20 protein-coding genes and 3 pseudogenes are annotated in these 24,735 nt (G+C 69.9%); 6 read left to right on the forward strand and 17 right to left on the reverse strand.

Annotated elements, in window-relative coordinates:
- Positions 1-222: 222 nt before the first annotated feature.
- The 10 genes from IE326_RS19080 to IE326_RS19125 all read right to left on the reverse strand — a co-directional run bounded on the left by IE326_RS19080 (position 223) and on the right by IE326_RS19125 (position 11,026).
- Positions 223-879: a hypothetical protein gene (locus IE326_RS19080; protein ID WP_190042327.1), complete on the reverse strand. Its 657-nt coding sequence runs from the start codon at positions 877-879 to the stop codon at positions 223-225.
- Complete coding sequence (locus IE326_RS19085) at positions 876-1,997, reverse strand: C40 family peptidase (RefSeq protein WP_229915662.1); 1,122 nt, start codon at positions 1,995-1,997, stop codon at positions 876-878. The genes IE326_RS19080 and IE326_RS19085 overlap by 4 nt, the downstream gene beginning before the upstream one ends.
- Positions 1,994-4,570 (reverse strand): hypothetical protein, encoded by a 2,577-nt coding sequence (locus tag IE326_RS19090; protein ID WP_190042328.1) that lies wholly within the window; start codon positions 4,568-4,570, stop codon positions 1,994-1,996. The genes IE326_RS19085 and IE326_RS19090 overlap by 4 nt, the downstream gene beginning before the upstream one ends.
- The gene (locus IE326_RS19095; RefSeq protein ID WP_190042329.1) at positions 4,567-4,920 is read right to left on the reverse strand and encodes a hypothetical protein; all 354 of its coding nucleotides are present in this window, start codon (positions 4,918-4,920) and stop codon (positions 4,567-4,569) included. Before IE326_RS19095 ends, IE326_RS19090 begins: the two co-directional genes overlap by 4 nt.
- Positions 4,917-7,580, reverse strand: coding sequence for an ATP-binding protein (locus IE326_RS41490; protein WP_190042330.1), 2,664 nt, complete (start codon positions 7,578-7,580; stop codon positions 4,917-4,919). The genes IE326_RS19095 and IE326_RS41490 overlap by 4 nt, the downstream gene beginning before the upstream one ends.
- On the reverse strand, positions 7,577-8,176 hold the full coding sequence (locus IE326_RS19105; RefSeq protein ID WP_190042331.1) for a hypothetical protein: 600 nt from the start codon (positions 8,174-8,176) through the stop codon (positions 7,577-7,579). The genes IE326_RS41490 and IE326_RS19105 overlap by 4 nt, the downstream gene beginning before the upstream one ends.
- Positions 8,177-8,191: 15 nt before the next feature.
- Positions 8,192-8,488 carry a hypothetical protein gene (locus IE326_RS19110; protein WP_190042332.1) on the reverse strand — a complete coding sequence of 99 codons (297 nt, stop codon included), beginning with the start codon at positions 8,486-8,488 and terminating at the stop codon, positions 8,192-8,194.
- Positions 8,489-8,532: 44 nt separating this feature from the next.
- Positions 8,533-9,498: a conjugal transfer protein gene (locus IE326_RS19115; protein ID WP_190042333.1), complete on the reverse strand. Its 966-nt coding sequence runs from the start codon at positions 9,496-9,498 to the stop codon at positions 8,533-8,535.
- A 203-nt stretch (positions 9,499-9,701) separates the two neighbouring features.
- Positions 9,702-10,580 carry a hypothetical protein gene (locus IE326_RS19120; protein WP_190042334.1) on the reverse strand — a complete coding sequence of 293 codons (879 nt, stop codon included), beginning with the start codon at positions 10,578-10,580 and terminating at the stop codon, positions 9,702-9,704.
- A gap of 8 nt (positions 10,581-10,588) precedes the next feature.
- Positions 10,589-11,026 (reverse strand): hypothetical protein, encoded by a 438-nt coding sequence (locus IE326_RS19125; RefSeq protein ID WP_190042335.1) that lies wholly within the window; start codon positions 11,024-11,026, stop codon positions 10,589-10,591.
- Between the two features lie 503 nt (positions 11,027-11,529).
- Here IE326_RS19125 and IE326_RS19130 point away from each other — a divergent pair.
- The gene (locus IE326_RS19130; protein WP_190042336.1) at positions 11,530-12,021 is read left to right on the forward strand and encodes a hypothetical protein; all 492 of its coding nucleotides are present in this window, start codon (positions 11,530-11,532) and stop codon (positions 12,019-12,021) included.
- 749 nt (positions 12,022-12,770) lie between these two features.
- Positions 12,771-13,457 carry a hypothetical protein gene (locus IE326_RS19135; RefSeq protein ID WP_229915495.1) on the forward strand — a complete coding sequence of 229 codons (687 nt, stop codon included), beginning with the start codon at positions 12,771-12,773 and terminating at the stop codon, positions 13,455-13,457.
- 329 nt (positions 13,458-13,786) lie between these two features.
- Here IE326_RS19135 and IE326_RS19140 read toward each other — a convergent pair whose 3' ends face one another.
- The 3 genes from IE326_RS19140 to IE326_RS19150 all read right to left on the reverse strand — a co-directional run bounded on the left by IE326_RS19140 (position 13,787) and on the right by IE326_RS19150 (position 17,044).
- On the reverse strand, positions 13,787-14,152 hold the full coding sequence (locus tag IE326_RS19140) for a DUF6009 family protein (RefSeq protein ID WP_190042338.1): 366 nt from the start codon (positions 14,150-14,152) through the stop codon (positions 13,787-13,789).
- Positions 14,153-14,342: 190 nt separating this feature from the next.
- Positions 14,343-15,890 carry a DNA primase family protein gene (locus IE326_RS19145; RefSeq protein ID WP_190042339.1) on the reverse strand — a complete coding sequence of 516 codons (1,548 nt, stop codon included), beginning with the start codon at positions 15,888-15,890 and terminating at the stop codon, positions 14,343-14,345.
- Positions 15,887-17,044 (reverse strand): bifunctional DNA primase/polymerase, encoded by a 1,158-nt coding sequence (locus IE326_RS19150; protein WP_308440325.1) that lies wholly within the window; start codon positions 17,042-17,044, stop codon positions 15,887-15,889. Before IE326_RS19150 ends, IE326_RS19145 begins: the two co-directional genes overlap by 4 nt.
- A gap of 1,457 nt (positions 17,045-18,501) precedes the next feature.
- On the opposite strand from IE326_RS19150, the gene IE326_RS19155 reads away from it, so the two are divergent.
- Both IE326_RS19155 and IE326_RS19160 read left to right on the forward strand, forming a co-directional pair.
- A complete protein-coding gene (locus tag IE326_RS19155) occupies positions 18,502-19,185 on the forward strand; it encodes a phosphotransferase (protein WP_190042340.1) in 684 nt (227 codons plus the stop codon).
- Between the two features lie 262 nt (positions 19,186-19,447).
- Positions 19,448-19,711 (forward strand): hypothetical protein, encoded by a 264-nt coding sequence (locus IE326_RS19160; RefSeq protein WP_229915496.1) that lies wholly within the window; start codon positions 19,448-19,450, stop codon positions 19,709-19,711.
- Between the two features lie 32 nt (positions 19,712-19,743).
- On the opposite strand, the pseudogene IE326_RS19165 reads toward IE326_RS19160, so the two are convergent.
- A pseudogene (locus IE326_RS19165) lies at positions 19,744-20,179 on the reverse strand (transposase); the annotation flags it as partial.
- 274 nt (positions 20,180-20,453) lie between these two features.
- Between IE326_RS19165 and IE326_RS19170 the strand changes: the two are divergent.
- Positions 20,454-20,929: pseudogene (locus IE326_RS19170) on the forward strand (hypothetical protein).
- Here the strand turns inward: IE326_RS19170 and IE326_RS19175 are convergent.
- Positions 20,916-22,136 (reverse strand): IS110 family RNA-guided transposase, encoded by a 1,221-nt coding sequence (locus IE326_RS19175; protein ID WP_190042342.1) that lies wholly within the window; start codon positions 22,134-22,136, stop codon positions 20,916-20,918. The pseudogene IE326_RS19170 and the gene IE326_RS19175 sit on opposite strands and share 14 nt — an antisense overlap.
- A gap of 445 nt (positions 22,137-22,581) precedes the next feature.
- Here IE326_RS19175 and IE326_RS19180 point away from each other — a divergent pair, with 445 nt between their 5' ends.
- Complete coding sequence (locus IE326_RS19180) at positions 22,582-23,847, forward strand: IS110 family RNA-guided transposase (protein ID WP_190043412.1); 1,266 nt, start codon at positions 22,582-22,584, stop codon at positions 23,845-23,847.
- Positions 23,848-23,871: 24 nt separating this feature from the next.
- Here IE326_RS19180 and IE326_RS19185 read toward each other — a convergent pair whose 3' ends face one another.
- Together IE326_RS19185 and IE326_RS19190 are read right to left on the reverse strand one after the other, a co-directional pair.
- Entirely contained in the window at positions 23,872-24,318 is a 447-nt protein-coding gene (locus IE326_RS19185; protein WP_229915497.1) for a hypothetical protein, read from the reverse strand.
- 155 nt (positions 24,319-24,473) lie between these two features.
- Positions 24,474-24,728 (reverse strand): annotated as a pseudogene (locus IE326_RS19190) (transposase); the annotation flags it as partial.
- Positions 24,729-24,735: the final 7 nt, after the last annotated feature.

Here is a 24,735-nt window from a genome sequence, read left to right on the forward strand (position 1 = left end):
CCCGTGGCATATGCGGCTGCCTGCCCCCACCTGCGCGAAGACCGGTCGAGGGTAGCGATGCGGCCGCAGGATATGCGCCATACATTACGCAAACGAACGGCCAACTACACAGTTGGTTAGGGGACTTGACAAACTTTCGGCAATCGCGGCTGGATCCTTTCGGAAAGGGGCCGCGGGAATCGGTACGGAAACTCGTGGAATAACGAGGCCGCGCGGTTCGGGTCATCGGATGGGCCTCCACTCGTTGTGGTGAAGCTCCAGCAGGACACGGGCGGTGCGGCCGTCGCGGAACTCGCCCGCCGCGTCCGCGCCCGCCCACACCAGGCGGACTTCGGCGCAGCCGGCGCTTCGGCCGTGCTGGTGGGCGACGGCGGCCTGGACCCGTACGTCGTGGTAGGGGGCGCGCAGGGGGTCGGGGGTGAAGTAGCCGGGCCACTGGGTGCGGCCGGTGCCGGTGGTCTCGGCGGTCCAGATGCGGGTGGCGAGTTCGGTGAGGCGGCGGGCGGTGGCGGGCGGGAGGTCGGTGGGGGTGGTGCGGTCGAGGAGCTGCTGGATGGCGTAGTCGCCGGCCGGTCCGTCGCCGGAGACCGGCTGATCGCCCGGCACCTGGTCCAGGTCCGCGGCCGGGCTGCCTGCGGGGCCTGTCTGCGTAGGCCGGTCTCGCGGTGTCGCGGTGCTCTGGCCGTCCGCGTGAGGGGCGGGGCGGGAGGCGGGGGCGGCCGGGGGTGCAGGGTGCGCGGCGGCGGACGGGGCGCCTGCTCGTGCGGAGCCGGGCCTGGGGGCGGTCGTGCCGCTGTGCAGGAGGACGGCGGTGCCGGCGAGGAGGAGGGCGAGGCCGAGGAGGAGAGGGCGGGCGTGGGAGGGGTGGGGGCGGGTCACAGCAGGCGGGTCCCTCCGGCGAAGCCGTCGTCCCAGAGGGCTTCGGTGCGGACGTTGGTGCCGGGGCGGGGGGCGTTGATCATTTTTCCGTTTCCGAGGTAGATGCCGACGTGGTGGATGGTGGCGTCATTGGTGGGGTTGTAGGCGAAGAAGACGAGGTCGCCTGGTTTGAGGGCGCCGACGCCGGCGGAGGCGGGGATGCGGCGGCCGGCTCCGGCCTGGGCGGCGGCGGTGCGGGGCAGGTTGATGCCGACCTGGGCGTAGGCGTAGAGGGCGAGGCCGGAGCAGTCGAAGCCTCGGATGTGGACGCCGCTCTTGCCGCTGGGGGAACAGCAGATGCCGGTGCTGGGGCCGTTGGCGTTGCCGCCGCCCCAGGAGTAGGGGACGCCTTCCTGGGCGAGGGCGGCGTCGATGACGGTGCGGGCGGTGCCGGTGGCGGGCTGGCCGAGGGGGATGGTGCCGGTGGTCATCTGGCTGTAGCGGTCGATCCAGCCGAGGACGTCTTCGACGTAGGCGGTGGAGTGGTTGTACTGGAAGATCGCGGCTTCGAGCTGGGTGCGGTCGGCGAGGTTGCGGCCGTTGCCGCAGAGGTAGACGGCGGCGCCGAGGGCGGCGTCGTCGGCGTTGTGGGGGTCGGCGACGCGGTCGTCGTTGGCGTCGCGGCCCGAGCCGTTCCAGGTGGAGGGCAGGAACTGGAAGGGGCCGACGGCGCGTTCGTAGACGCGGTCGCCGTCGAAGCGGCCGTTGTCGGTGTCGGGGAAGGCCGTGATGTTGCCGCCCGCTCCGGAGCCGTCGAGGCGGGGGCCGAGGATGTGCGGGGTGATGTCGCCGGCCTCGCTGACGGTGCGGCCTTCGGCGTGGTTCGACTCGATGCGGGCGATGCCCGCGAGGACCGGCCACCGCAGGCCCCGGCAGGCGGGGACCTCTGCCGGGAGGCGGGTGGCGGCGTTCTGGTAGGCGGCGAGCATCCGGGACGGGATGCCCGACACTTCGCCGACCGTCTCGATCGGCGGGGCCGCCGCCCGGGGCAGGGACCGGGCGGCGACGGCAACGAACACGACCAGCAGGACACCGAAGAACGCGACCAGGACCATGCCGCACCCGAGACCGCGCTTCACGACGTCTCCCCAGGCGAAGCCGGCGGCGCCGGCGGTACGGGCGGGGTGGCCGGCGGGAAGGGGTTGGCCGGCGGCGGATCCGCGGGGGGCGGGCCCGGCACCACAGGTACGGGGGACGTGGGCGGCGTAGAGGGAGTGGGCGGCGTAGAGGGGGTGGGCGGCGTGGAGGAGGTGGGAGACGTGGAGGAGGTGGGGGACGTGGAGGAGGTGGGGGACGTGGAGGGGGTGTTGGTGTTGGTGTGGGTGGCGGGGTAGGTGCGGCCGGTCGGTTCGGTGGTCCTGGGGGTGTGGTCGGAGGGACGGCCGAGGCCGAGGCCGGCGCGGCTGTCGGCGGCCCAGCGGCGTCCGGCGCCGAGGTAGTGGTCGCGCTGGCGGCCGAGTTCGCTTCCGAGGTTCACCGCCTGGGTACCGGCGGCATGGCCGGCGCGGTTCCAGGTGGCGGGCAGACCGATCGTGGAGTGGTAAGCGACCTTCGAGGCGAAGACCAGGGCACGGCCGCCACGGGTGGTGCGCAGCGCGGCCTCCAGCCGTGCCCCGGCGGGAACCACACCTTGCGGTGTCCCAGGAGTCTCCTGGTCCTCCGGGGCGTCCGGCTGGTCCCCCGGCGCGGCGGGTGTGCCAGGCATGGGAGGGGTGGTGGGCCGGAGCGGCTTGCCGTCCGGACCAAGGGCGGGAGCTGTGCGTTTGGCGGGCGGAAGGGGCTTGCCGTCCGGACCGAGAGCGGGAGTTTTGGGGTCGGTGGGCGGGAGGGGCTTGCCGTCCGGGCCGACCGGGACGGGCTTGGTACGGGGGCGCTGGGGGCCGATGAGGACCGTGTGTGCGGCCTTGAGGCCGAGCTGGAAGGGGACGAGGGAGGTGCGGGCGGCGTCGGTGGCTTCGGCTGCGAAGCCGGTGCGGCCCAGGAGCGCGGCGTGGGCGGGGGATCCGCCGGCGCGGCCGACGCCGAGGGCGGAGAGCGCCGCGGCGGTCTCGGCGGCCTGGCCGCCCATGAGGTGGCTGCCGCCGATCTTGGCGTGGCTCATGCGGCGGGCGAAGCGGGCGCCTGCGGCGCGGCTGCCGCGGACGATCCGCTTGTACATGACCAGGGCGGTCACGACGAGTCCGTCGAGGATGAGGAGGCGTTCGAGGAGGGTGCTGCTGCTGTCGGTGAAGACGGCCTTGGCGGCGATGCCGAACAGGGGGATGAAGACGGCGGTGGCGACGAGGACGAGCATGCAGCCGGCGAAGTAGCCCAGCCACTTCCACAGCACGCCGCGGCCGGGGCCGGGCAGGATCGCGAGGGGGAAGACGGCGACGGCGCCGACGGCGGCGATCACGCAGCCGAACTGGGCGGCGATCAGGGCCAGGGCCATCGCGACGATGACGAGCGCGATGATGACGGCGGCGATGAGGACCAGGAGCGCGCTGAGGACCTTGTCCCAGTCGGGGGTCATCATCCGGTCCGCGGCCGCTTTGCCTTCCGGGCCGACGTCTTCCAGTGCGGCGAGGCCCTTGTTGACGGAGTTGTAGGCGTCCTCGCAGTGCTTGCGGGCGATCTCTCCCAGCTTGCTGCACGGGCCGGTCTCGGGGCCGGGCTTGGAGGCGGAGCCGATGAGCGTGGTGTGGGCCTTGTAGAGAGGGTCGTCCTTCTTCAGCACGCGGCCGTACTGGATGAGCATGTAGGGCTGGACGACGAGGGTGTCGGTGAGGGTCTGGGTGATCGGCACGGACACCTCGGCGGGGTTGACTGGCTTCTCGCCCTTCAGGCAGATGTCGCGGGCCTGGCCCATCACCAGCTCGCACTTCTCCGCCCGGGCCTTCTGGTCGGCGGCGGTGGCACGCTCGCGTTCCTGGCGCAGGCAGAACTCCTGGAACTCGCCGGTCATCATCGCGCAGGGGCCGGTCACCACCCGGGGGCCGGCGCTGCCGGCGTTGGTGGTGATGACCGCGGCTTCCAGCGCGACGCGCTGGGTCTGCTGGACCGGTCCTTCGTAGCCGAGGAGGATCGCGGGCTGGACCAGGGTGGTGGCGGTGACGGCGGAGATCAGCAGGGACAGCAGCAGCTCACCGGCGCCGCGGGCGACCCGGCCGCGCATGATCATGACGAGGCCGAAGACGAACGCCCACGCCAGGGTGATCCCGGCGATGCCGAGCGGGCCGATGATGTCGCGTTCGTAGGCGTCGGCGACGTGCTGGGCCGGGCTGGTGAGCTTGTCGATGATCGGGAAGTGGTAGACCCGGTCGATCAGCCAGCAGGAGAACCCGGTGACCGTGCGGGAGAGCGCGAACAGGCCCGAGGCGAGGAAGTTGCGGATGATGTCGCCGACACCGAGGTAGCCGCCCATGGAGGCGGGGTCCTGGTCCTCCGGGGCGTCTTGGGCGGCCTGCTGCTGTTCCATCGGGTCGAGGTCGTAATGGTCGAGGGGGACGCCCTCGGAGGAGGTGACGTTCAGCGGGCCGAGAACCCCGCCACCCCCGTCAGGCGTGTCGGCGGCCGCGGCGACCCCCTCCCCCGCCGCCCACAGCACCAGGACGAGGGCAGCGGTGACGAGACCACGGTGGCGCGCCAGGCGCCCCAGGCCGCTGGCCTTCACCGGTACTCCTTCCGGGCCCGGGCACCGGTCCGGGTGCGGGCGACGACGGTCAGGCCGGCGGCGACCGGGAGCAGGAGCAGCGCCGTCGTCCACACGCTCGGCGCGGCCGGTCCGGCCGGCACCGGTCCCTGCCCCGGGCCGGAACCGGCGGCGTCGGCGGGGGTGGCCCGGTGGGTCTCGCTGGCGGGGGTGGTGAAGGCGTCGCCGGTGCGGGGCCACCACGCGCCGGTGGCGGTGGTGTTGGCGGCGGCGACCGCGGCGAAGAGTACGGCGGTGAGCAGCAGGGTGGTGAGCAGGCGGCGGGCGCGGGCGGTGCGGGAGGCCGGGGCGAACGTGTCGTGCGGGGTCATCGGGTGCCTCCGGTGGTGGCCGGCGCGGTCAGGGCCGGGGCGGCGGGTTCGTAGCGGGAGGGGGCGGGGGCGGTCTGGGTGTCCGGGCCGGTGGGGGTGGTGTAGATGCCGTCGGTGATACGGGTGAGGCCGGGGACGAGGACTTTGAAGCGGCCGGTGTTCATGCGGGGGTCGCGGGCGAGGAACTCGCCGGCGCGTTCGGGCCGGCCGTAGGGGGAGAGATCGGTGGTGACCATGCGGAGGAGTTCCTCGTCGTCGCCGGGCAGGCCGAGCCAGGTCAGGCCGCGGGCGGCGAGGACCGGGTCGGCGGTGCGGGCGAGGAAGCGGTAGGCGAGCAAGCCCTGGGTGGTGGAGGTGCCGAGTTCGAGGACGTCGTGGCAGCCCAGTCCGACGCCGGCGCCGTGCTTGCGGCCGTCGTAGACGATCTCGTCGATCAGCGCCTGGCCTTCGGCGGACGAGGTCAGCCAGTACGCCTCGTCCAGCGGGAGGAGGGTGAAGCGGGGGTCGGTGAACGCGGTCTCGCGGGCGATCGCGGCGATCAGGTAGAGGACCGCGCGGCCGATGAGAGCCTCCAGGGGCTGGGCGCGCAGGAGTTCGGGGTTGGTCGCGGCCTCGCGCGGGGGCAGGGTCAGGCCGGTGGTGGTGATGACGACGAAGTCGGAGGTCAGGTCGCCGGCCAGGTCCAGCGGGGGCAGGGCGGGGTCGAACACGGCGGCGGCGAGCGGTTCGTCGGCCGCGACCCGCAGCCACTCCACCAGCGCGGCGGCGCGCTGTCCGCGGGCGCTGTCCTCGCGAGCCATGTCCTCCAGGGCGTCCAGGACGAGCGCCATCGATCGGCCGGGGGCGGCCGCGGCCCGCTTGACCGCGGTCTTCAGCAGGGCGCCGTGCTCGGTCATGGCGCCGACGCCGAGCTGCACGGTCAGGTAGGACAGGGCGTAGCGGGCGCCGGCCTCGGGGTCGGCGAACACCCTGAGGGGGTCGATGGACATGTCGGCGGTGGCGGCGTCGACGACCTGGCAGCGGCCCGGGGCGGCGGAGCGGGCGAAGCGGGCCCACTCACGGGACTTGGTGCGGTCGATCGCGATGGCGCGGCCGCCGCGGTCGACGACCGAGGAGGTGATCAGCTTCAGGAGCGTGGACTTGCCGCCGCCGAGATCGCCGGCGAGCGCGAACGACGCGGAGGCGTTGCGGGCGGGGGCGTCAGCGATGTTCAAAAGGACCGGGGAGATCGTCCCCAGGTCCTGGGAGTAGCCGACCATCGCGCCCGTAGGGTCGCCGAAGGACTGCCCGTGCAGGGCGCCGTGCATCGCCCAGTCCTCCCCCAGTTCGTGCTGCACGTACTGGCGTACCGCCGGCGGCGTCACCGTGGCGGGCAGGCCGAGCGTGAAGAGTTCCTCCTGCCCGCCGACGGGGCGCACGAGGCGGTAGTTCGCACCCTTGAGGCGGGCCTGGACCGCGGCGGCGCGCTGGTCGCACTCGGCGGGGGTGGCGCCCCAGACGGTGAGGGCGGTCACCGACTGCACCTCGACCTCGACGCTGGACCTGGAGGCGCGGGCACTGAGGTCGCCGAGGTCGTCGGCGGCGTCGTGCAGGGCGTCCGGCAGACCGGTCGCGCGGCGGGCGGCGTACTGGTCGGCCTGGTCGACCAGGTCCCGCTTCTTCTTCGTCACCGCCTCCACGACCTTCTCCGACGCGATGGTGGTCAGGTCGACGGTCCAGTCGACCGCGAACGGCATCCGGTCCAGCTCCGCGAAGAACTCCCCGCCCACGGCCGTGAACCGGGCGGGCATCTCCGCCAGCGCGAGGTGCGCCTGGTAGGAGGTGCCGGCCTCGGAGTCGACCTGGAGCCAGCGCCGTCCCGCCACGCTCCCCCACACCCCGCCGCTCCCCCGGCCCTGACCGGTCCGGGCCGGGCGCCGGGCGCTGCTGGGACCGGCGGCGGTCTCGGGGCGGCCGCCTTCGAGGAGGCGGACCTGGCCGAGGTCGGCGTGGGACGGGGACCGCAGCCTCCCGCCCGTCATCCGGCTGCCGCGCAGCGGGGAGCGTTCGGCCTCGCCGAGAAGTTCGCCGTCCAGACCGCGGCCGACGGCGTGCTGGTGCATCCACACGATCTCCGCCGGCGTCGCCCGCCGCAGCCCGACCCCGCCACCGAGCTCGGCCTCGACCTGCCCGGCCCGCTCACGGTACTCAGCCACCTCGCCGGTGCCGACCGGGGCCGGCGGCAGGCCGAGCAGGCCGGCGAGCTCCGACCAGGCGGTGCCGGCCGTCGCCTGCCACTGCCCGCGCCCGCCGACCGCCGGGAGCGGCACGGCCAGCCACAGGGTCCTGCGGTACATGTCGACGGGCTCGTCGAGGTCTTCACCCGCCAGCAGCCGCAGCTGCGCCTCGGCGACCTCCGCCCACGCCCCGTGCCGCCGGTAGTCGACGCCGTCGAGGGTCGCCTGGACCACCTCGCCGGCGTCGATGCGGGCACACAGCCCGAACAGGCGGGCCCGGCCGGGCAGGGAGCGGACCAGGGAGGTGACATGGGCGGTGATCTGCTCGCGGGTGCGGTCGGGCATGTAGCGCGAGCCTGCCGGGGTCAGGGACCACACGGCCCAGACGGTGCCGCTGGCCGACCACACCAGGTGGTCGACGATGTGCCGCAGGGAGAGCTTCATCGGACTGCTGCCTTCGATCGGTCATGGAGCATCTGCTGCAAGGGAGTCCGGGCCGGGCCCCCGCCCGCCCCGGCCGGAGCCGGGACGGAGCGGGAGCGAAGCGGACGGGACACGGAGGCCGCGCCGCTCGGACGGCGCGAAGACGTAGGCCGGGCGGTTCGCCGGGAAGCGGCCGCCGGACGGGGAGCGGAGCGGGAGGAGCTGGTGGTGTGCTCGATCAGGACGGTCCCGGTCAGGTGGCGGGCCTTGAGCGGGCGGGCGGTCTTCCCGCCGATCCGGCCATGTCTGGGCTGGAGCGCCCGCCGGGCCAGGCCGTAGAGCACCCACAAAGGCGCGCGGCCGCCGATCCGCTGGGCGCGGGCCGCCCACACCAGAACGCACAGGGCGATCGGCGGGATCGGGCCGAGGCCGGACCACCAGGCGAAGGTCTTGACCAGGACCAGGACGCCGAGGGCCGCGATGACGAGCTGGCCGGCGTTGTAGGGGCCGAACCACAGGACGAAGTCGCCGAGCTTGCCCAGGACCCACGGGTAGGTGCGGGCCCGGGTGTAGTTGCGGCCGATCCGGGGCGTGGGCCCGGCGGAAGTCGCACTCATCGCCGCGGGACCGCGTCAGCTGCCCGACGCCGGCGGCGCCGACGGCGCAGGCGTCTGCGTGGAGACGTTGCTGATCGTCTCCTTGAACGCGTTGGCCAGCACGTCCTTGGACTGGTAGATGCCCAGGCAGACGACCAGGCCGATCAGAGCGCCGATGCCGGCCTTGAGGCTCATCTTGGTGCAGACGGCGACCAGCACGGCGAAGAGGATGGCGACCATCAGGCCCTTCTCGGCCCAGGTCCCGCCCACGGTGAGCAGGTGGTCGCCGATCTCCTCGATCGGGACGGCGAGAACGACGGGGGTGGTGTCCATGACGGGGTTCCTCCGGGAAACAGGGGTGGGTGGGGAAGGGAGAGTCAGGCGCGGGGCGCGGACTCGGGGGCGGGGTCGAGGGAGGCGATCTCCCAGCGGCCGTCGCGGGCGGTGAGCGTGAGCGCGTACGCCATCGGCCAGATGCGGCCTGCGGAGTCGGTGGCACTGACCTCCGCGCGCACCCGCGCACTCGCCCCGGCCTGCCCCACGGGCGGGGTGCGGCCCTGGGAGAGGACCTGGACGATGTCGACGACCGCGAACGGGCTGCCGGGGCGGGCCAGGAGCGTGCCCGGGGCGAGGTAGCGCTCGACGCCGTTGTCGGCACCGAGGAACGCGGCCAGGAACCCGCCGACGGTGTCGGTGAGCGCGGTGTCCTCGATCCGGGCCGTGTACGGCGAAGCCGGGGGCTGCCCCGGCTTCGGCCCGGCGGTCTCCCGCGGCGCACCGGCCACGTACCCCCGGCCGGCATTGGTGCCGGTTTCGGTGACGGGGACGGTGAAGTACCGCAGGCCCCGCACCGACTCCTCGTCGGGTACGTCCGGGGCGGTGTCCGCGAGCCGGGCGGCGACCGTCACCGCCCACGCCCCGCTGTTCTGCCGGGTGGTGCGGACGGTAGCGGTCTGCATGACCGCGACGGGCCTGCTCCCCCACCTGGGGGTCTGCACACCGGGCGCCAGGAGCCGCAGCTGGGTGAGCTCCGGGGAGGACTCGGCGGCCGTGCCGGACTCCAGCCACAGGCCGAGGACCATCTCCGCGAACCCCGCCGGCCCGCTGTCGGCGCTGCCGCTGTCGGCGGGCCGGACGGCTGCGGGACGGGTGGCGGCGGCCTGGCTGACCGCCACCGGGGCGGTGCGGGCGGAGGCGATCAGAAGGGCCGCGGGGCCGGCGGCGAGCGCCGCCCACACCCCGGCCCGTACGAGGAAGGCGCGGCGCCCGCGCAGCGGCGCGACACGAGGGCGGTCTGCCGGGCGGGGGTCGCGGGGGGCCCAAAGCCAGGAGGGCGGAGGCATCCGAGAGGCTCCTTGAAGAGGTCGGCGAAGCTGATGCCTCACTCTTCGACGACCACCTCACCACCCCGCTGACCACCAGACCCCCCGGGCCGTCACAAGGCCATAACTCCGCATGGTGAGCCCCGTGGTAAGTGGCCGTCGGCCTGGTGGTCAGCAGCGTGGTAAGCGACCTGGCCTGGGGTTTCCTCACTTACCACGGCTGGTCAGATCCCTCTGGGGAAGGCGGGGCGGGGCCTTCTCAGAACACGGCTGCGCCGACGGCAAGGCGCTACGGACGAGAGCGGGAGCTTGCCGCCGGCGCAGCCTGATGCCTCGGACCGATCATGCCTGTGCGGCCGGTCTCTTCTTCTGAGCCGGCTCTCTGCCTGTGGAGGGTCGTAAGGTGGCGGCGGGCGTCCCGGAGTCACTAGTCCTGACTCCGGGACGTCCGCTGCGTCACCCGCGGGTGGTGCTGGGGTAGCCGGGTTGAACGCGGAGGCGGTGACGACGGTGCCGTCGTCGAGGAGGACGGAGCCGTTCGCGAGGTCCGGGTGCGTGCGCGGGTGGTGGTACTGAAGGGGGCCCGCGCTGTCGAGGAGGGCGGCGAGAGCGTCGTCGACCACAGCCTCGGTGCGCAGGGCGACGTGGACGCAGGGCGAGCCGTTCTCGTCGTAGACGTGGAGGCTCTCGGCGTCCCGGGTCCAGTCCTGGCCGGCCCACCCGATGAGGTCGCGGACACGGCGGGCGAGGTCGTCGGCCGGGCGGGTGCACGGCTTGGCCGGGTACGCGCTGCTGGGGCCGTCGGTGTAGGCGTGGCTAGCGTAGAGCTGCGTGCCGAGCCACGACCCGCTCACCGTGACCTCCTGGAGGATGCCGTGGTGGCTGGTGTGTACGAGCTGCTGGCCGAGTGCGGCGCCGATCCGGTCGAGCGGGCCGATGGCTTCGCCGTAGGGGCGGCCGATCTGGTCCAGGAGCCGGACGCCCGGGGTGAGGGTGGGGTGGAATCCGACGCGCAGCCCCGGAGCGTCGCCGAGGTGGTCCAGGAGGTCGGCGGTGGCGGTCATCAGGTCGGGGAACCGGTGCAGGTGCGGGGAAACCGTCATCGCGCGTCTCAGGCCGGGGCGGTGGTGGGGGTCTGGCTGGCGAGGCGGGCGCGGTGCTCGTGGGTCTGGTCGAGGGCGTCGCGCAGGCGGGCGGCCTCCGCGTCGACGGCGTCCGCGTCGAGTTGGTACAGCTCGACCGGCGGGTGACCGGCGGTCAGGATCCGCTCCTGGTAAAGCTGTTCCATCGACTCGATGGGGAACCAGCCGACGCGAGCGGCGGCACGGGCGGCTTCGGACCATGCGGTGATCGCGGTCCGGGCGGCGTCGACCGCGACGACGTAGGCGTGGTGGGCAGCGTGCCAGGCGGTGGCCGTGCTCAGCGCCTCCCAGCGGACCTCCACCAGGTGCCGGGCCCGGTCCCGGTCCCGGCGGCCGGCCTGCTCGGCGACCTGGGTGGTGGCGAGGGTGTTGTAGGCGTAGGCGGTGAGGCATGCGGCGAGATACAAGTCCGTCGCCGCGCCGATGCCAGTGCCGGTGCCGTCGGGGTGCTCCTGGAGGTAGTGCTTCTCACCTCCTCAAGAACGCGGGCTTCGGCCTCCTCGTCAATGCCGGTCATTCTGGCGATGGTGGCGAGCGTCATGGCGGTTCTCTTCGGTCGGTCCGCGGGGGCGATGCCCCAGGCCTTGAGGTCGGCGTAGATGAGTGAGCGAGCAAGGCTGAGGACGGCTTCGTGGATGTCGTCACGTACTTCCCAGTGGGTCCGCAGCAGGCGGACCCAGTGGAGATGGGCGAAGGTTCGCTCGACAACCCATCGGGCGGTGCCGAGGCCGGATAGGTGAGAAACACCGCGTCCGGCGATGAAGGGTTTCACTCCCAGGGCCCATGTCGGTGTGCACGTCGGAGTACGCACCCAGGTACGGATGAACGTGCCCAGGTGGACAGCCATTCAGCCGTGGGTCTTCTTCGCGGGAGAGCAGTGGCATGAGCTGGGGACAGGGATGATCGCCTCATGATGCGAGGTGCCTTCGACGACGTCCCTCTGGCCGCGCTCTTTCCTTTCCTGACGCCCGCGGATGTGGACTCCTTGAACCAGACAGCCAGCACGGTCGATGCGGCTCGTGCAGGCAGAACCACGGCGGATTGGGAGTGGGTACTGGAGCATGCTGCCTTCGCAGACTCGCAGCCCGGGATGCCGGTCGTCCTTGGGTTGGTGGTGATCGAGCACGCTGCTGGGGGCGACCAGCTGGAGTTCTTGTTGCAGGTGGTGAGGACCGGCCCGGGCCAGCTTGTGGTTGACGCGGCGGTGAACGTGGCTTGCTGGTGCGAGACCGATCACGCCACGCATGACGTCGACGCCCTCAGGCTCGCGGTCGGCGAGACGACTTCGTTGCCCAATGCATTCCGTGCCGGCGCTGAACGTCTGACCGGCTGGCTGGCCGATCCACACGACGCCGACCATTGGCGCGCCCAAGAGGGACTACCTCCCCGGCGGATCGCCTGACGGCCCAGCCGGGCACGTTCACCTGTACGCCGACAGCCCAGGTCAGACGCTGGCACTTGTCACGGTTGGCTCTGTTGGTTGGTTTCGGTTCTGGCACAACTTCTGTGGTGGCGAGCCGAATCTGGATGGCTGAGGCCGGAGCTCGTCTGGGACCAGCAGGTCAGCGGCTTGGCCGACGACAGACACAGGCCCGGCCGGCGTAGCTCCACAGAAGTTATGCCAGAGCCTTGGTTTCGAGAACGTCTGTTGCTCAGTGGCAGGAACGCTCTTTTCCTCCTGGAAGTGATGTTGCCGAGATTCGGGAACGCCTGCGTGCTGGTGTCAGGACCGTGGTTGTGCTCGGCCCGGGGCGCGCTGATCTGGCCGGACATGGTGTCCTCGCGGGAGGGGGCGTGCTAACCCGTTCGCGTGGCATGCTCCCGGCCGCGTACGTTCCGCCTATGACCAGGACGACGCCGGCCAGGCCGGTCGCAGTGGAGGCTGTGTTCCCGGAACTGGCGGCATACCGGGGGCGGACGACCCGCCTGCATCCGCGGCCGGGGCAGCCCGGGCGGCACGACAGCCATGTCGGCGGGCCGCTGTTGTGGCCCGGCGACGAGCCGTGGCCGGTCTGCCACGAGCCGCACGAGCCCGAGACCGAGGGGTACGCACCAAAGGAGATCCGCGCCGCCCGGGCCGCGAACGCGTGGCCTCGGAGCAGCCCGTGGCCCGGTGCCGGCAGCCCCGGGGAGGGAGGGCCGGCCCCTTTCGTGGGGCTCGCCCAGTTCTTCGGCCGGGACGTCCCCGGTCTGGCCGCCGGTCCCGGCGGCGCTGACCTGGTGCAGCTCTTGCGCTGCCCGCGCACCCACGGCCCGTACCTGGAGCGCCGGTACCTCCTGCGGTGGAGGCTGGCCGCGCAGGCGGAGCGAGCAGACCGCTTCCTCGACGCCGCGCCCGAAGTGCCGCTGCTGCGGTGGGAGGACGAACTTCCCGAGCCCTGTGTCGTGCACCCCGAGGAGGTGGACACCTATCCGTGGGCGGAGGACGACACGCTGCCCGCGGCTCTGATCGCCCGCATCGACGCCTGGGACGATGCGCAGACGGCGGAAGGCGGCCGCGACGCACCGAGCTACCAGGGCGCTCTGTCGATCCCGCCGGGCTGGCGCGTCGGCGGCTTTCCCAGCTGGGCGTCCACGGGCCCGATGGACATCACCTGCGCGTCCTGCGCGGCCCCGATGCGGCTCCTGCTGACGGCCGGGGGCGACGAGATGGACCCCGACTCGCACAGCTGGATGCCACTGGAAGACCGCGATCCGTCGCTGCAGGGGATGGCCTCGATCCGGGGCGGCCAGTCCGTCGCCCAGCCCACCCGGCTCCGCTTCGGCCGTGACCGAGACCTGCACGTCTTCACCTGCCCGGCCGACCCGGGACACCCGCCCCAATGGGTGCTCTCCTGATCCGCTCCAAGGACGACAGGTCCGGCCGGCGCGCACTGCTGCGAGCCGTCGACACTGTTCCTAGATCTCGCCGATGTCCCCCCGCGACAACCAGCCGTGAGCATTCCCGGAATTCGGCTGCAACCGTTCCTGCAAGCGGCCTATATAGCCAGTCGGCTTCGCGCATACGGGCCGGTGACATCACCACAGGGTGGAGATCCGGGCCGGGCGTGGTGTGGCCAGAGTCACCGTCCTGGACGGGCCGCCGGGCGCGGAGGGTGTGGTGTCGCGGTTGGGCGTAGGTCTGCTCAGGGCCGGATGTGTACACACGGGGATGCGCTGGGGCGGCCTCAGGCGAGAGCGCCGCCCTGGGAGCGGACTGTCTTTCTGCCGACCTGTCGGGGCTCGATGGTGCGAGGGTCTACTGCTTCTCCGGGTGCTCCTTCGCGGTAGAGGCCGTTTGGTTCGGCATCCCGGTCATGAGGGAGCAGGTAGAAGACGCGCCGCTTCTGCAGTCCGCTGTCAGGATCGGCTTCGGCGGTGTCGCTGAGTTCGGTGAACCCGATCATGCGGCCGTCACGGTGGTAGCGGGGCTTTCCGCGGCGCCTCGGTGTTTTGTCGAGGGCCTGGCGTACGTAGTCGAGTTGTGAGGGGTCTTCCAGCCACACCACTTTGTCCTCGTGGGTGAGATCGCTTGGTGTCAGTAGCGAACTCATGGCTTCAGTCCCTTCTTCATGTCATTCATCAGCAGGCCCAGTACCACGTCCGGCCTCCGTATCGGGCCGGCCGTCACAGGCTGCGGCTTGCTTACTCGACTCATACTTGCTGTCCATCGTAGGCGGGTCGGTCGTCGGGTGGGGGCGACGCGTACTGGCATCGGTCGCGACTCCCGCCGGAGGGTTCTCGTCATGAGACTGTCTCCTCGGCCAGCAGCGCGAGCCCGGGGTAAAACTTCTGTCCGTTCGAGCGGAGCATTTCGCTGGGCGATGCGACGCCTACCTCGGCGCGGATGCGGGTTGCGAAGGCGCGGGTCGTGGCGGGGCGCAGGCCTTCGCCGTCTTGGCACCAGGCGCTGTAGGCGCGGTATAGGGCGCCCTGCTCGACTCTGAGATCGCGGGGCTCGTCGAGTTCGGCGCCTGTGGTGCAGCACTCGGCGAGGAAGCGGCCGATGTGGTCCTCGGTGGTGGCGTAGGCCTGGGTGGCGCTGCGGACCACGCTGGGACCGGTGAGCGGTGGTTTCGTCGTGAGGTAGGCGGTGGCTCCTTGGATCATCCAGTGAAGGATGCCGGGGCCTTCTTCGTGGACGAGGATCTCTGCCAGGTTGTCGATCTTGCGGTGGTCGGGGACGACCTTCTCGAACGGGATGAGGCGGATGCGGCGCCAGAAGGCGTGGCCGCCGGTGCCGACCTCAGGGCGGTGGTTGCCCAGCAGCCACAGCTTGTGGGTGGGTTCGAAGCTGAAGAAGTCCTGGCGCATGCGGCGGGCTTTGAGCCGGTCTCCGCCGGTCAGGAGTTTCACGCGGGCTTCGTCGAACTTGTCGTGGGGCTTGAGCTCACTGCAGACGAATAGCCGGCGTCCGTGAAGCTCGGTCAGCTCGGTCGAGTGTTCGTTGAATTTGCCCCGTTCCATGAGGAAGCCGGGCGGGGCGACGTCGGCGTAGTCGCCGAGGATCTTGATCACGACGTCGAGCAGCGCGGACTTTCCGTTGGCACCGACTCCGTAGAGGAAGGGAAGGACCTGGCCGCCGACGTCGCCGGTGATGGAGTAGCCGAGAAGGAGATGAAGGAAGTTGATCATCTCCTTGCCCTTGTCGTCCTCGCCGAAGGTCTGGGTGAGGAAGCTTTGGAACCGCGGGGTGGGCATCGCCTCGGGGGCGAGGTAGGTGGCACGCGAGTGGAGGTCGCGCGTGGGGTCGGGCTTGTGCAGCTGTCCTGTGCGCAGGTCGACGACTCCCGCCGGGGTGCACAGGGCGTACTTGTCGCCGTCGAGGGTGTCGGGGTCGAGGGCGAGTTCGGGTGAGGCCTTCGCCTGGGTGAGCATGGCCTTTACGCCGGAGGTGGACATGGTGCGCTTGCGGTGCTGGGCCAGCTCCCGGTCGGTGAAAACGCCTCGGGGGTCGTGGGCGGGGATTTCCTCGGCCATGTCTCCCGCTGCCCAGATGGCTGCCTTCTCTCCGCCTGTCCTCTTCCAGCGGTACTCGTCCCACACGTACCAGCCCAGTCCTTCGACGTGGCGGAAGCGGTCGTGGTGGAGGTGGGCGAAGAGCTTTGCGTTGCCGCGGTCGCTGAGGTTGTTCAGAAGGCCGGCCTGGATGAAGTCCATGGCTCCGGTGGCAGGGAGGGTCTTGGACTGGGCGGGAAGGGGGGATGCAGGTGCAGCAGCCTCGGGGGCGAACGCGGCGAGCTGTTCGGCTGCTGCTTGGGCGTTGAACCCGGAGCTTCCGGCGATGCTCATGTGCGTTCCTTGGGGTGGATCGGTCGGGCAGTGCCGGCTCGCAGGCCGGTGTCAACGATGCGGGTGTTCCTGCGGTTTTGGTGTGGCCTTGCCTGGGTGGCTGCCGCAAGGAGGAGGTTTCTGCATTCGGTCTGGTCGAGGTGGCCTGCCTGCGCCAGTCCTCCTGCGGTGAAGGCTGCCCGGTTGAGCTTCTCGGTGAATGCCATGCCAGCGGGGCTGGTCCCGCAGGCACGGACTTCGTCCAGCAGCTTGTCGAGGACGCGCCGTCCGTCGCCTGCTGATCGCAGGGAAGGCCGCGGCCGTGTGGAGGGCATGGGTGGCTGCGGCGGCGTGGCGGCGGTGTGAAGGCTGTGGCCGGTGCGAGTGAGTTCGGCGACGAGCCAGAGAGGCAGGAGCGCTGGTTTACGGGCACCGGGCAGGGCCTGGTACTGGCCGGCCCGCGTCCGTGTGCCGGGGGCGACGATGTAACCGCTGGCGGCGCGGATGTCGACCTGCCAGGCGAGCGCTGCTTTAGTACCGGAGCCGCTGGAGGACCTGAACTGAGGGCCGCTGCGCAGGGTCCGGTACCAGATGTGCATGCCTCCTGAGGGAGTACGTACGCGGAGGGTGGCTGTGTCGTCGGCAGGGTTGAGGCGCTTGCGGTAGGCGGCCAGCAGAGCGAGCGTATCGAATCCGCTGCACAGGCCTGTCAGGTCGACCGCCTCGTGAATGGAGATGCCTGGGAGGAGGCGCTCTCGTCCGGGGATCTCAGAGCTGTGAGTGTCGATGTCTATGACGACGAGGCCAGCCGGGCCGCAGGCGACGCCGGTGCCGAAGCGGGGCTCGGTCGTCCACCACTTTCTGATGGTCTCGGGGTGGGTGGTTGCTGCGTGGAATCCGTGGCACCAGCCTCCCCTGGAGTGACAGGGGCAGTTCTGTGGAGCGTGCTGAACTCGGCTGCACTCGGTGCAGTTGGGTGCGGGGGTTTTGGCCTGGGGGACCAGCGGATGGACGGGGTACCCCTGTCGTGCCAGCCACAAAGCAGCCTCCAGTGAGGTCCTTCCGGTCATCGCCGTCGACGGCTGATCCGCGGGTGGGACGGGCACTGGTCTTCCTTGGCAATGGGTCGGGGTAAGTGTGGGGCTCTTGGTCTTCAGCCGGGAGCTTCCTGGCATCTTCACAAGGGACTGAAGGGACTGAAGATCTACTATGCCGGAGACTAGCGCAGACCGTGCACGACTCGCCCATTGCGTGAGCTCTCTTTACAAGTTGAGTCCCTTTGGTCCCTCAGTCCAGTTGTTCTGTGGCGATTTACCCCAAACGTCCCCTATCAGGGAAGGCTCGAGTCCCCCGTTCGCCCCTCACCCCCTGACTGGGTCTCGCCTTCAGCCCCTCCGCCCTCCCCGCGCAAACACTCAGTCCCTCCTCAGGACCCCTCCCCCTCTCCCGAGCCCCTCTCCCCCTAGCTAGGGGCTGGGCAGCGTTCCGTAGCTTTCGGTCCCTCTCGCTTCGGTCACTACACAAACCTGCTGGGGGGGGGGCACCTCTTCGGTTCTCCAGGGACTGAAGGGACTCAATTTTCTAGTTATGAGCTACACAGATACATACAGCTGTCTCGCCCCCGCGCATACGCGCACGCACTAAGCACGGAAGTACCGAACTTGAGTCCCTTCAGTCCCTCCCTTGAGAGGATCATCCCTCTGACCAGCACTTTTACTCAGGGACTGAACCTGCAGGGACTGAAACACAGGCCAGCCCCCGAGTAAACAAACAGGCAATTGGGAGCTGGCACTCTCCAGTTGAGGCATATGCCTTCAGTCCCTCGGTGCAGCCCCAGGGGCTCTCAGGGACTCACCGATGCCAGCACTCCCCCGGCAAGGGACCAGAACAACCAGCGAAACATCTACGTGCGGACTCTTTCCAAGTTCAGTCCCTTCAGTCCCTGGCGCACCTCGGACCCGGGGCTACCAACGCTCTGCCCTCAGTAGCCCAGGTCGGGCCAAGAAGTCATATCCACTTATTTCTGAACATTTTCGTTGTATAGGTGAGCCACGGAAGACTGAGTTGATAAGGCCAAAGCATGCACAGACTTGTGGCCGCATCCGTTCACGAAGTGGTGAAGACAAACCGGAGACACAGCAGGAACACGCCGCCTGGCGCTGCTGCCCGTCACTGCCTCCTTGCCGATGGACTGCGCCCTGCCTGACGGCCGTGCACCGCAGCATGAACCTCACCATGAGGCAGCGGGAGCCCCTGCTCTGCATCTCTCCGGCGCAGTTTTGCCGCGGCATCCAGGGGCCCAGTGCTTTGCTTGGCTGACAAGCTGGCACCGGACCGGCATGACGGCTTCAGACAGAGCAACATCCCTGAGTGCCTGGGTCCGAGTAATCCTTCACGCCCAGAGAGGCCAGACCCTGAGCAGCTCCCACCAGCCTGCATACGGGCTGGCCCGGGCGGCCAAAGTTCATGGCACTACACAACTGCGACCGCCAGTAGGTCATCGGATGTGAGGGCTTGTGGGTCGGGTGCGCCAGCGGTGGGTGTACCAGGCTGCGGACGGTGACGATGCCGGTGGCCAGAGCGATGAAGAACTCGACGCAGCTCCGGCGGTGCTCGGTGTAAGTTCTGCCGGGTGGAGATCGGGGAGTTGATTGGGGCGGGGCGGACAGCGGATGTGTTCGTCCTCGACGACGACCGGGTCGTGCGGCGCTACCGCGACGGTGAGGACGCCACCGGTGAAGCAGTCGTGATGGCGTACCTGGCCGAGCACGGGTATCCGGTGCCGACGGTATGGCCGGGCGCGGCGGCCGATGAGTTGGTGATGCAGCGGCTGTCGGGGCCGACGATGCGTGAGGCGCTGGTTGCAGGCATGCTCAGCGGCGAGCAGGCCGGCGAGTTGCTGGCCGATCTGCTGCTGCGACTGCACGCCATCCCGCCCCGGGCCGGGGCCGACCCCGCCCACCGCATCGTCCACCTCGACCTGCACCCGGAGAACGTCTTCCTCACCCCCGACGGCCCCGTGGTGATCGACTGGGCCACTGCCCAGGAGGGACCTCCCGGCCTGGACACCGCGATGGCCGCGCTGATCCTCGCGCAGGTAGCGCTCACCATGCCGGCCGCTGCCGGGATCGCCCGGACTGTCCTCCCCTCCCTGGTGCGTCGACTCGGTGGCACCGACGGCATGCTGCTGCCTGAGGCCCGGGCCCGGCGGGCCGCCAATCCGACCCTCACCCAGGAGGAGATTGCTGCCCTCGACGAGGCGGTCGCCCTGATCCTGGCGGCAGGAGCCGATGCCCATGACGGCGTCCTCCAGTAGCAGGTGAGCTGGGGCTATCGGATGCGGGGGCTGGTCGGTCGGGTGTCCCAGTGGTGGGTGTACCAAGCCCGGCGGATCAGGCGATGAGGCGAGGGCCTGTCCGGTCTGCCCCATGTAGTTCTGTATCGGAGCCTGCACCATGACGGCCAGCAGCCGCGCAGGCTCGCCCGATCAGCCTGCGCAGTCTCATAGTGTGCTCATGGATCGTTTCGTGGGTCAGGGCCGCCTTGAATGGTGGGCTAACCAGTCGACTTGCCTTGAGATGTACGACATCGACTTCACCGTCGCTGTCGACGCGGTCGGCCAGTGGCGGGCAACCGGGCGGCATACCAACGCTCTTGACACGATCCAGCGCGAGGGCTGGGACTTTCTCATGGAGATGGATCCCCACTTCTCCATTGCGTTTCCCGGCGAGGACCGCGGAGGGATCATGGTGCGAGTCGTCGAGGCAGGGGATGGAACCCTCACGCTCACGGAAGCGCCGGACTGGGACGGCTCTGGGAACGTCACCTTCGACCTCGCCTGAGGACAGCTCGTAAGGGCAGGAGATCGTCTTCGCTACCCTGCCACCGACTCCGGCGTGTCACCCCTTACTGATCTTTCAGAATGAGTTCGGAGGCGGCGCAGGTATATGAGGCTGCAGTCAAGGTCGAGAAGGCCCTGGTGGAGATCGGCGCGTTGCTCGTAGCGGGTGCGGAGCTGTTTGAACTGGTGCAGCCAGGCGAAGGTGCGCTCGACCACCCAGCGCACCTTGCCCAGTCCTGAACCGTGAGCGACGCCGCGTCGGGCGATCATCGGCTTGATGCCGCGCCTCCCCAGCAGGCGGCGGTACTTGTCGAAGTCATAGCCCCGGCCGGCATACAGACGTCGGGGTTCCGTAGAGGTCGACGATCAGGCGGTGCTTGAAGCCGGGGCGGGCGCGGTCAACGGGCGAGGGTCCAACGTGGTCCCCCCTAATCCAGTGCGTAAGCAGACGGCCCGGGACCATGCAACGGACCGGGACGACTGCTTGCGCTGGACAGCGAATGCCTGGATCCCCCCTGGCCGTCAAGGCCTCCTCAAAGAGCGGCATCGCTGTCCGTTGCGGGGCTCGCGGTGATGACGCGGGCGCCGGGTTGATGCCTCCGTTTCTCTCGGCCCCTGAGGCCTCTGTCAAGAGCGGCGCAGCCCGGCGCCTCCGTGATCACCGCGAAACTCGGGGGGGCCCTATCCCTTTGGTCAAGGGAAACGAGGGTGCGTTAGGTCGGAGAGCCAGGCAGCATGTCGGGGTGGCTGATCTGCTGTGGGATGACGTGAGTTCTTTCTTCGACCCGGACTCGATGGGGTCGCTGCCGGACGTGCGTGTCCCGGATGTCTCGGTGGAGGGCTGGCAGTCGGTCCTTGATCTTGTCGCGGAGAAGGGCTGGAAGTGCCAGTACTCCGAGGGAGAGACGGTGCTTCCCGTGCCCCGGGCGGAGGTCGTGCTGTCCGCCCGGTGGATGCCGAGTGTCCGAACCTGCGGGTCTGGCCGACTGCTGATGTGCTGGCGATCTTCCGCTTCCTCGACGACGAGGTCATTGACTTCGACGTCGATCTGCGGGAGTTGCAGGGGCAGGAACGACTCGATGTGTTGTGCGGCTTTCTCCGGGAGATCGGGCAGCGGTTGGGCAGACCCGTGCTGATGGACGGGGAGGGTGCCTATGGCCATCCGATCCTCGGCTTCGATGTCGAGACTGATCGAGTCGTCCTTCTCATGGAGCCGTAGGTCTGGCGGCTGAACCCGACTGCTGAGGTTCGTAGAAGGTGCCGTCGCGGAGCATGGCGAAGAGGACGTCGGCCCGGCGTCGGGCGAGGCAGAGCAGAGCCTGGGTGTGGTGCTTGCCCTGAGTGATCTTCTTGTCGTAGTAGGCCCGGGACGCCGGGTCGGCCAGGGCGGCGAACGCGGAGAGGAAGAAAGCCCGTTTGAGCTGCTTGTTTCCTCTCCGGGAGGGCTGCTCGCCGCGGATCGAGGAGCCCGAGCTCCGGGTAGCCGGGGCGAGTCCGGCGTAGGCGGCCAGGTGGCTGGCGGTCGGGAAGGTGCTGCCGTCGCCGACCTCGATCAGGATCCGGGCTCCGGTCCTGACACCGACACCCGGCATCGAGGTCAGGACCTTGGAAAGAGGGTGGGCCTCCAGGAGTTCCTCGATCCGCCCGGCCAGCAGTTTGCGCTGGTCGAGCACGGCCGTCAGCGAGGCGGCCAGGCTCGGGACGATCAGCGCGGTCGCCTCGGTCCCCGGGACCGTCACGGTCTGCTCATCAAGCGCGGCGAAGATCTCCTCGACCAGCCGCTCGGCCATCCTCGGCGCCTTCGGCCGCAGCAGCGTGACCAGCCGCCGACGGCCCGCCTTGCGTATCTGTGCCGGTGAGCCGAACCGCTCCAGCAAGGCCAGGACGGCCGGGTGCTGCAACCGCGGCCCCAGGACCCGTTCCAGCGACGGGTGGATCTGGGTCAGCAGGCCGTGCAGCCGGTTTGCGACTCTGGTGGCCTCGCCGGCCAGGTCGTCGTCGAACCCTACGATCATCTCCAGCTCGGCGATCGTCTCGTCCTCGCCGTCAATGGCCCGCAGCGTGTGCGGCATCGCGCGGGCCGCGTCGGCGATGATGAACGCATCCTTCGCGTCCGTCTTGGCCTCGCCGGGGTAGAGGTCGGCGATCCGTCGCATCGTCAGGCCGGGCAGGTAGGCGACCGGGCAGCCCATGTCTCGCGCGACCGCGAGCGGCAGGGCGCCGATCGAGGCCGGCTGGTCGACCACGACCAGCACCGTCCCGTGCTTGGCCTGGAGTTTCGCGAAGAGCTCGCGGAGCTTGGGTTCGGTATTGGGCAGGCGCTTGTCGAACGCCTTCTTGCCGGCCGGGGTGACGGCGGTGGCGTGGTGTTCGCCCTTGCCGACGTCCAGGCCGAGGAAGACGTCGATGTCGCCGGTGTCGATCACGTGCAGGCCCCTCCGCTCACGCCTTTCGTCCGGCCTTGCCAGGGCACCGAGCTGCCACATCCACGTTACGGAGAGCTCTTCCGGTCTTGGGTGAAGCCGGTGCTCAAGCCCCTCATCAGCGGTCCGTCGATGCCTCCGGACCCAGTGACACCACCCCCCGGATCATGAACAACAAGGGGGGGAAGTCATGCCGGACCCGAAGGCCGGAGGCCCCATTGCGGAGCCACGAAGACGGTAACGGGGGGGGCTCGGACGTTGATCGTCACGGCGCGAGCCCGTTCCAGGGTCGACCTCTTGTTCATCCGCGAGCCCGCGAGCTCTGCAGAAAGATCGAGCCCCTGGGGCGCGCTGGTGTCGCGAACGGCTACTGAGATGGCGGACCAACGAGTCCTTGGATTAGGGCGCCGCGTGCCCCGCATGTGCTCGTGAGCTGCATAAACGGCGGATCTGGGAGGATCGCTTGACTGTGTTCTGCGGCATCGACTGGGCAGAGCGCCACCACGACATTGCCCTCGTCGACGAAGCCGGCACTCTGCTCGCCAAGGCCCGTATCACCGATGATGCGGCCGGCTACCACCAGCTTCTGAACCTCCTGGCCGAGCACGGTGACAGCCCAGAAGATCCGATACTGGTGGCCATCGAGACTAGCCACGGCCTCCTGGTCGCGAGCCTGCGCACCGGCAGCCGCCGGGTCTTCGCGATCAACCCTCTCGCCGCCGCCGCCCGCTACCGCGACCGCCACGGCGTCAGCGGCAAGAAGTCCGACCCCGGCGACGCCCTGGTCCTGGCGAACATCCTGCGCACCGACATGCACGCCCGCCGGCCCCTGCCAGCCGACTCCGAACTTGCCCAGGCCATCACGGTCCTGGCCCGGGCCCAGCAGGACGCCGTCTGGGCTCGCCAGCAGGTCGCCAACCAGGTCCGCTCGCTCCTGCGCGAGTACTACCCTGCCGCTCTGCTGGCCTTCCAAGGCAAGCAAGGCGGCCTGACCAGGGCTGACGCCCGCGTCATCCTCACCCTGGCCCCGACCCCGGTCAAGGCCGCGAAGCTCGCCCTCGCCCAGCTGCGAACCGCCCTCAAACGCAGTGGCCGCCTCCGCGGCTGCGACACGGAAGCCGAGCGACTGCGGAACATCTTCCGCGCTGAGTACGCCCACCAGCTTCTCGCGGTTGAGAACGCCTTCGGCCACCAGCTCCTGGCTCTGCTCAAGCAGCTGGACGCGGTCTGCCAGGCTGCGGACGGTCTCGCGGAGGCGGCCACAGCCGCCTTTCACCAGCACACCGACAGCGAGATCCTGCTCAGCTTTCCAGGCCTGGGGCCCATGCTCGGTGCCCGCGTACTCGCTGAGCTGGGTGACGACCGGGCACGGTTCACCGACGCGCGAGCGCTGAAGTCGTACGCCGGATCCGCGCCCATCACCCGGGCCTCTGGCAAGAAGCGCTTCGTCGGCCGCCGCTTCGTCAAGAACAACCGCCTCATCAACGCCGGCTTCCTCTGGGCCTTCGCCGCCCTTACCGCCTCACCAGGAGCGAATGCGCACTACCGACGCCGACGCGAGCACGGCGACTGGCATGCCGCCGCACAACGGCACTTGCTGAACCGCTTCCTCGGCCAGCTCCATCACTGCCTCAAGACCCGGCAGCTCTTCGACGAACAACGCGCCTTCGCGCCGATGGCTCTGCCTTTGGAAGCGTCGAGCGCTCAGACATAGTCAGGGCCGCTGTCGGCTTGCCGCTCACCCGCCTGCCCTGTCCGCTCCGGTTGCCCTGCTCAACTGGGCGGCGAGACGGACGGCGCTCTTCTCCCCGGCTCGCTGCCTGATCAGACCCTCTTTGGCAGCTGCACGAAGCCAGACCTTCGAGCTGTTTTCATCGGCCTTCAGCACTCGCGCGGTCACCACTACGGGATTCAGACCGCCGGCACCGCCGCCGGTGACGATGCGGATAGTTTCGTCCTCGCCCAAGCAAACTGGCACGGTCTCAACAACGCGGCCCGCCCTCCCGAGCACACCGGAGACGCGCTTCACCGCATCGTCGAAAGGCAACGGAACAAGCAGATCGACCTCATGGACGTTCTTCTTCATCAACTTGGCCACCACCTGGACCAAGCGACCACTACCCCCACCCACTGCACCGAGAGCAGCAAGCTCCTCAGCCAAGATCTGGTCTTCGCTCTGATCCACGAACCCCACCCTCACCGACAGACCGCTCCTACCGGGCCACCAATGCTGTTCCGCCCGGCAGACCATGGTGACGTATGCAGATCGTTGAAGCACACCCCGGCTTACCGCCACCCCGACCGGGCGGACGGCTTGACTTGTTAACCCCCTGAGAGGTCTTTGAGGGCCCGAACGTGCGATCCGTCCATGGAGCAGTCGTCCAGGTCCAGCAGGTCGGCGCGACGAAGCTCGATCAGCAGAGCGGCGTGCAGGCGCGGCCAGACGCTGGCCTCGGTCCAGTCCCGCAGTCGGCGCCAAGCCGTCACCCCGGAACAGCCCACCGTCTCCGCTGGGACGTCACGCCACGCGATGCCAGTCCGCAGCATGTACATGAAGCCGACGGGCGCCACTCGGTCGGGCACACGCAACCGCCCGGTCCGC

Source organism: Streptomyces filamentosus, from assembly GCF_014654895.1.
Taxonomy (GTDB): Bacteria; Actinomycetota; Actinomycetes; order Streptomycetales; family Streptomycetaceae; genus Streptomyces; species Streptomyces filamentosus.

Coding starts and splice junctions, on each gene's coding strand:
- IE326_RS19120 (WP_190042334.1), bottom strand. CDS start 10,580: ATGACGGTTTCCCCGCACCTGCACCGGTTCCCCGACCTGATGACCGCC.
- IE326_RS19105 (WP_190042331.1), bottom strand. CDS start 8,176: ATGAGTGCGACTTCCGCCGGGCCCACGCCCCGGATCGGCCGCAACTAC.
- IE326_RS19145 (WP_190042339.1), bottom strand. CDS start 15,890: ATGAGCATCGCCGGAAGCTCCGGGTTCAACGCCCAAGCAGCAGCCGAA.
- IE326_RS19115 (WP_190042333.1), bottom strand. CDS start 9,498: ATGCCTCCGCCCTCCTGGCTTTGGGCCCCCCGCGACCCCCGCCCGGCA.
- IE326_RS19095 (WP_190042329.1), bottom strand. CDS start 4,920: ATGACCCCGCACGACACGTTCGCCCCGGCCTCCCGCACCGCCCGCGCC.
- IE326_RS41490 (WP_190042330.1), bottom strand. CDS start 7,580: ATGAAGCTCTCCCTGCGGCACATCGTCGACCACCTGGTGTGGTCGGCC.
- IE326_RS19160 (WP_229915496.1), top strand. CDS start 19,448: ATGTACGACATCGACTTCACCGTCGCTGTCGACGCGGTCGGCCAGTGG.
- IE326_RS19140 (WP_190042338.1), bottom strand. CDS start 14,152: ATGAGTTCGCTACTGACACCAAGCGATCTCACCCACGAGGACAAAGTG.
- IE326_RS19110 (WP_190042332.1), bottom strand. CDS start 8,488: ATGGACACCACCCCCGTCGTTCTCGCCGTCCCGATCGAGGAGATCGGC.
- IE326_RS19130 (WP_190042336.1), top strand. CDS start 11,530: ATGATGCGAGGTGCCTTCGACGACGTCCCTCTGGCCGCGCTCTTTCCT.
- IE326_RS19150 (WP_308440325.1), bottom strand. CDS start 17,044: ATGCCAGGAAGCTCCCGGCTGAAGACCAAGAGCCCCACACTTACCCCG.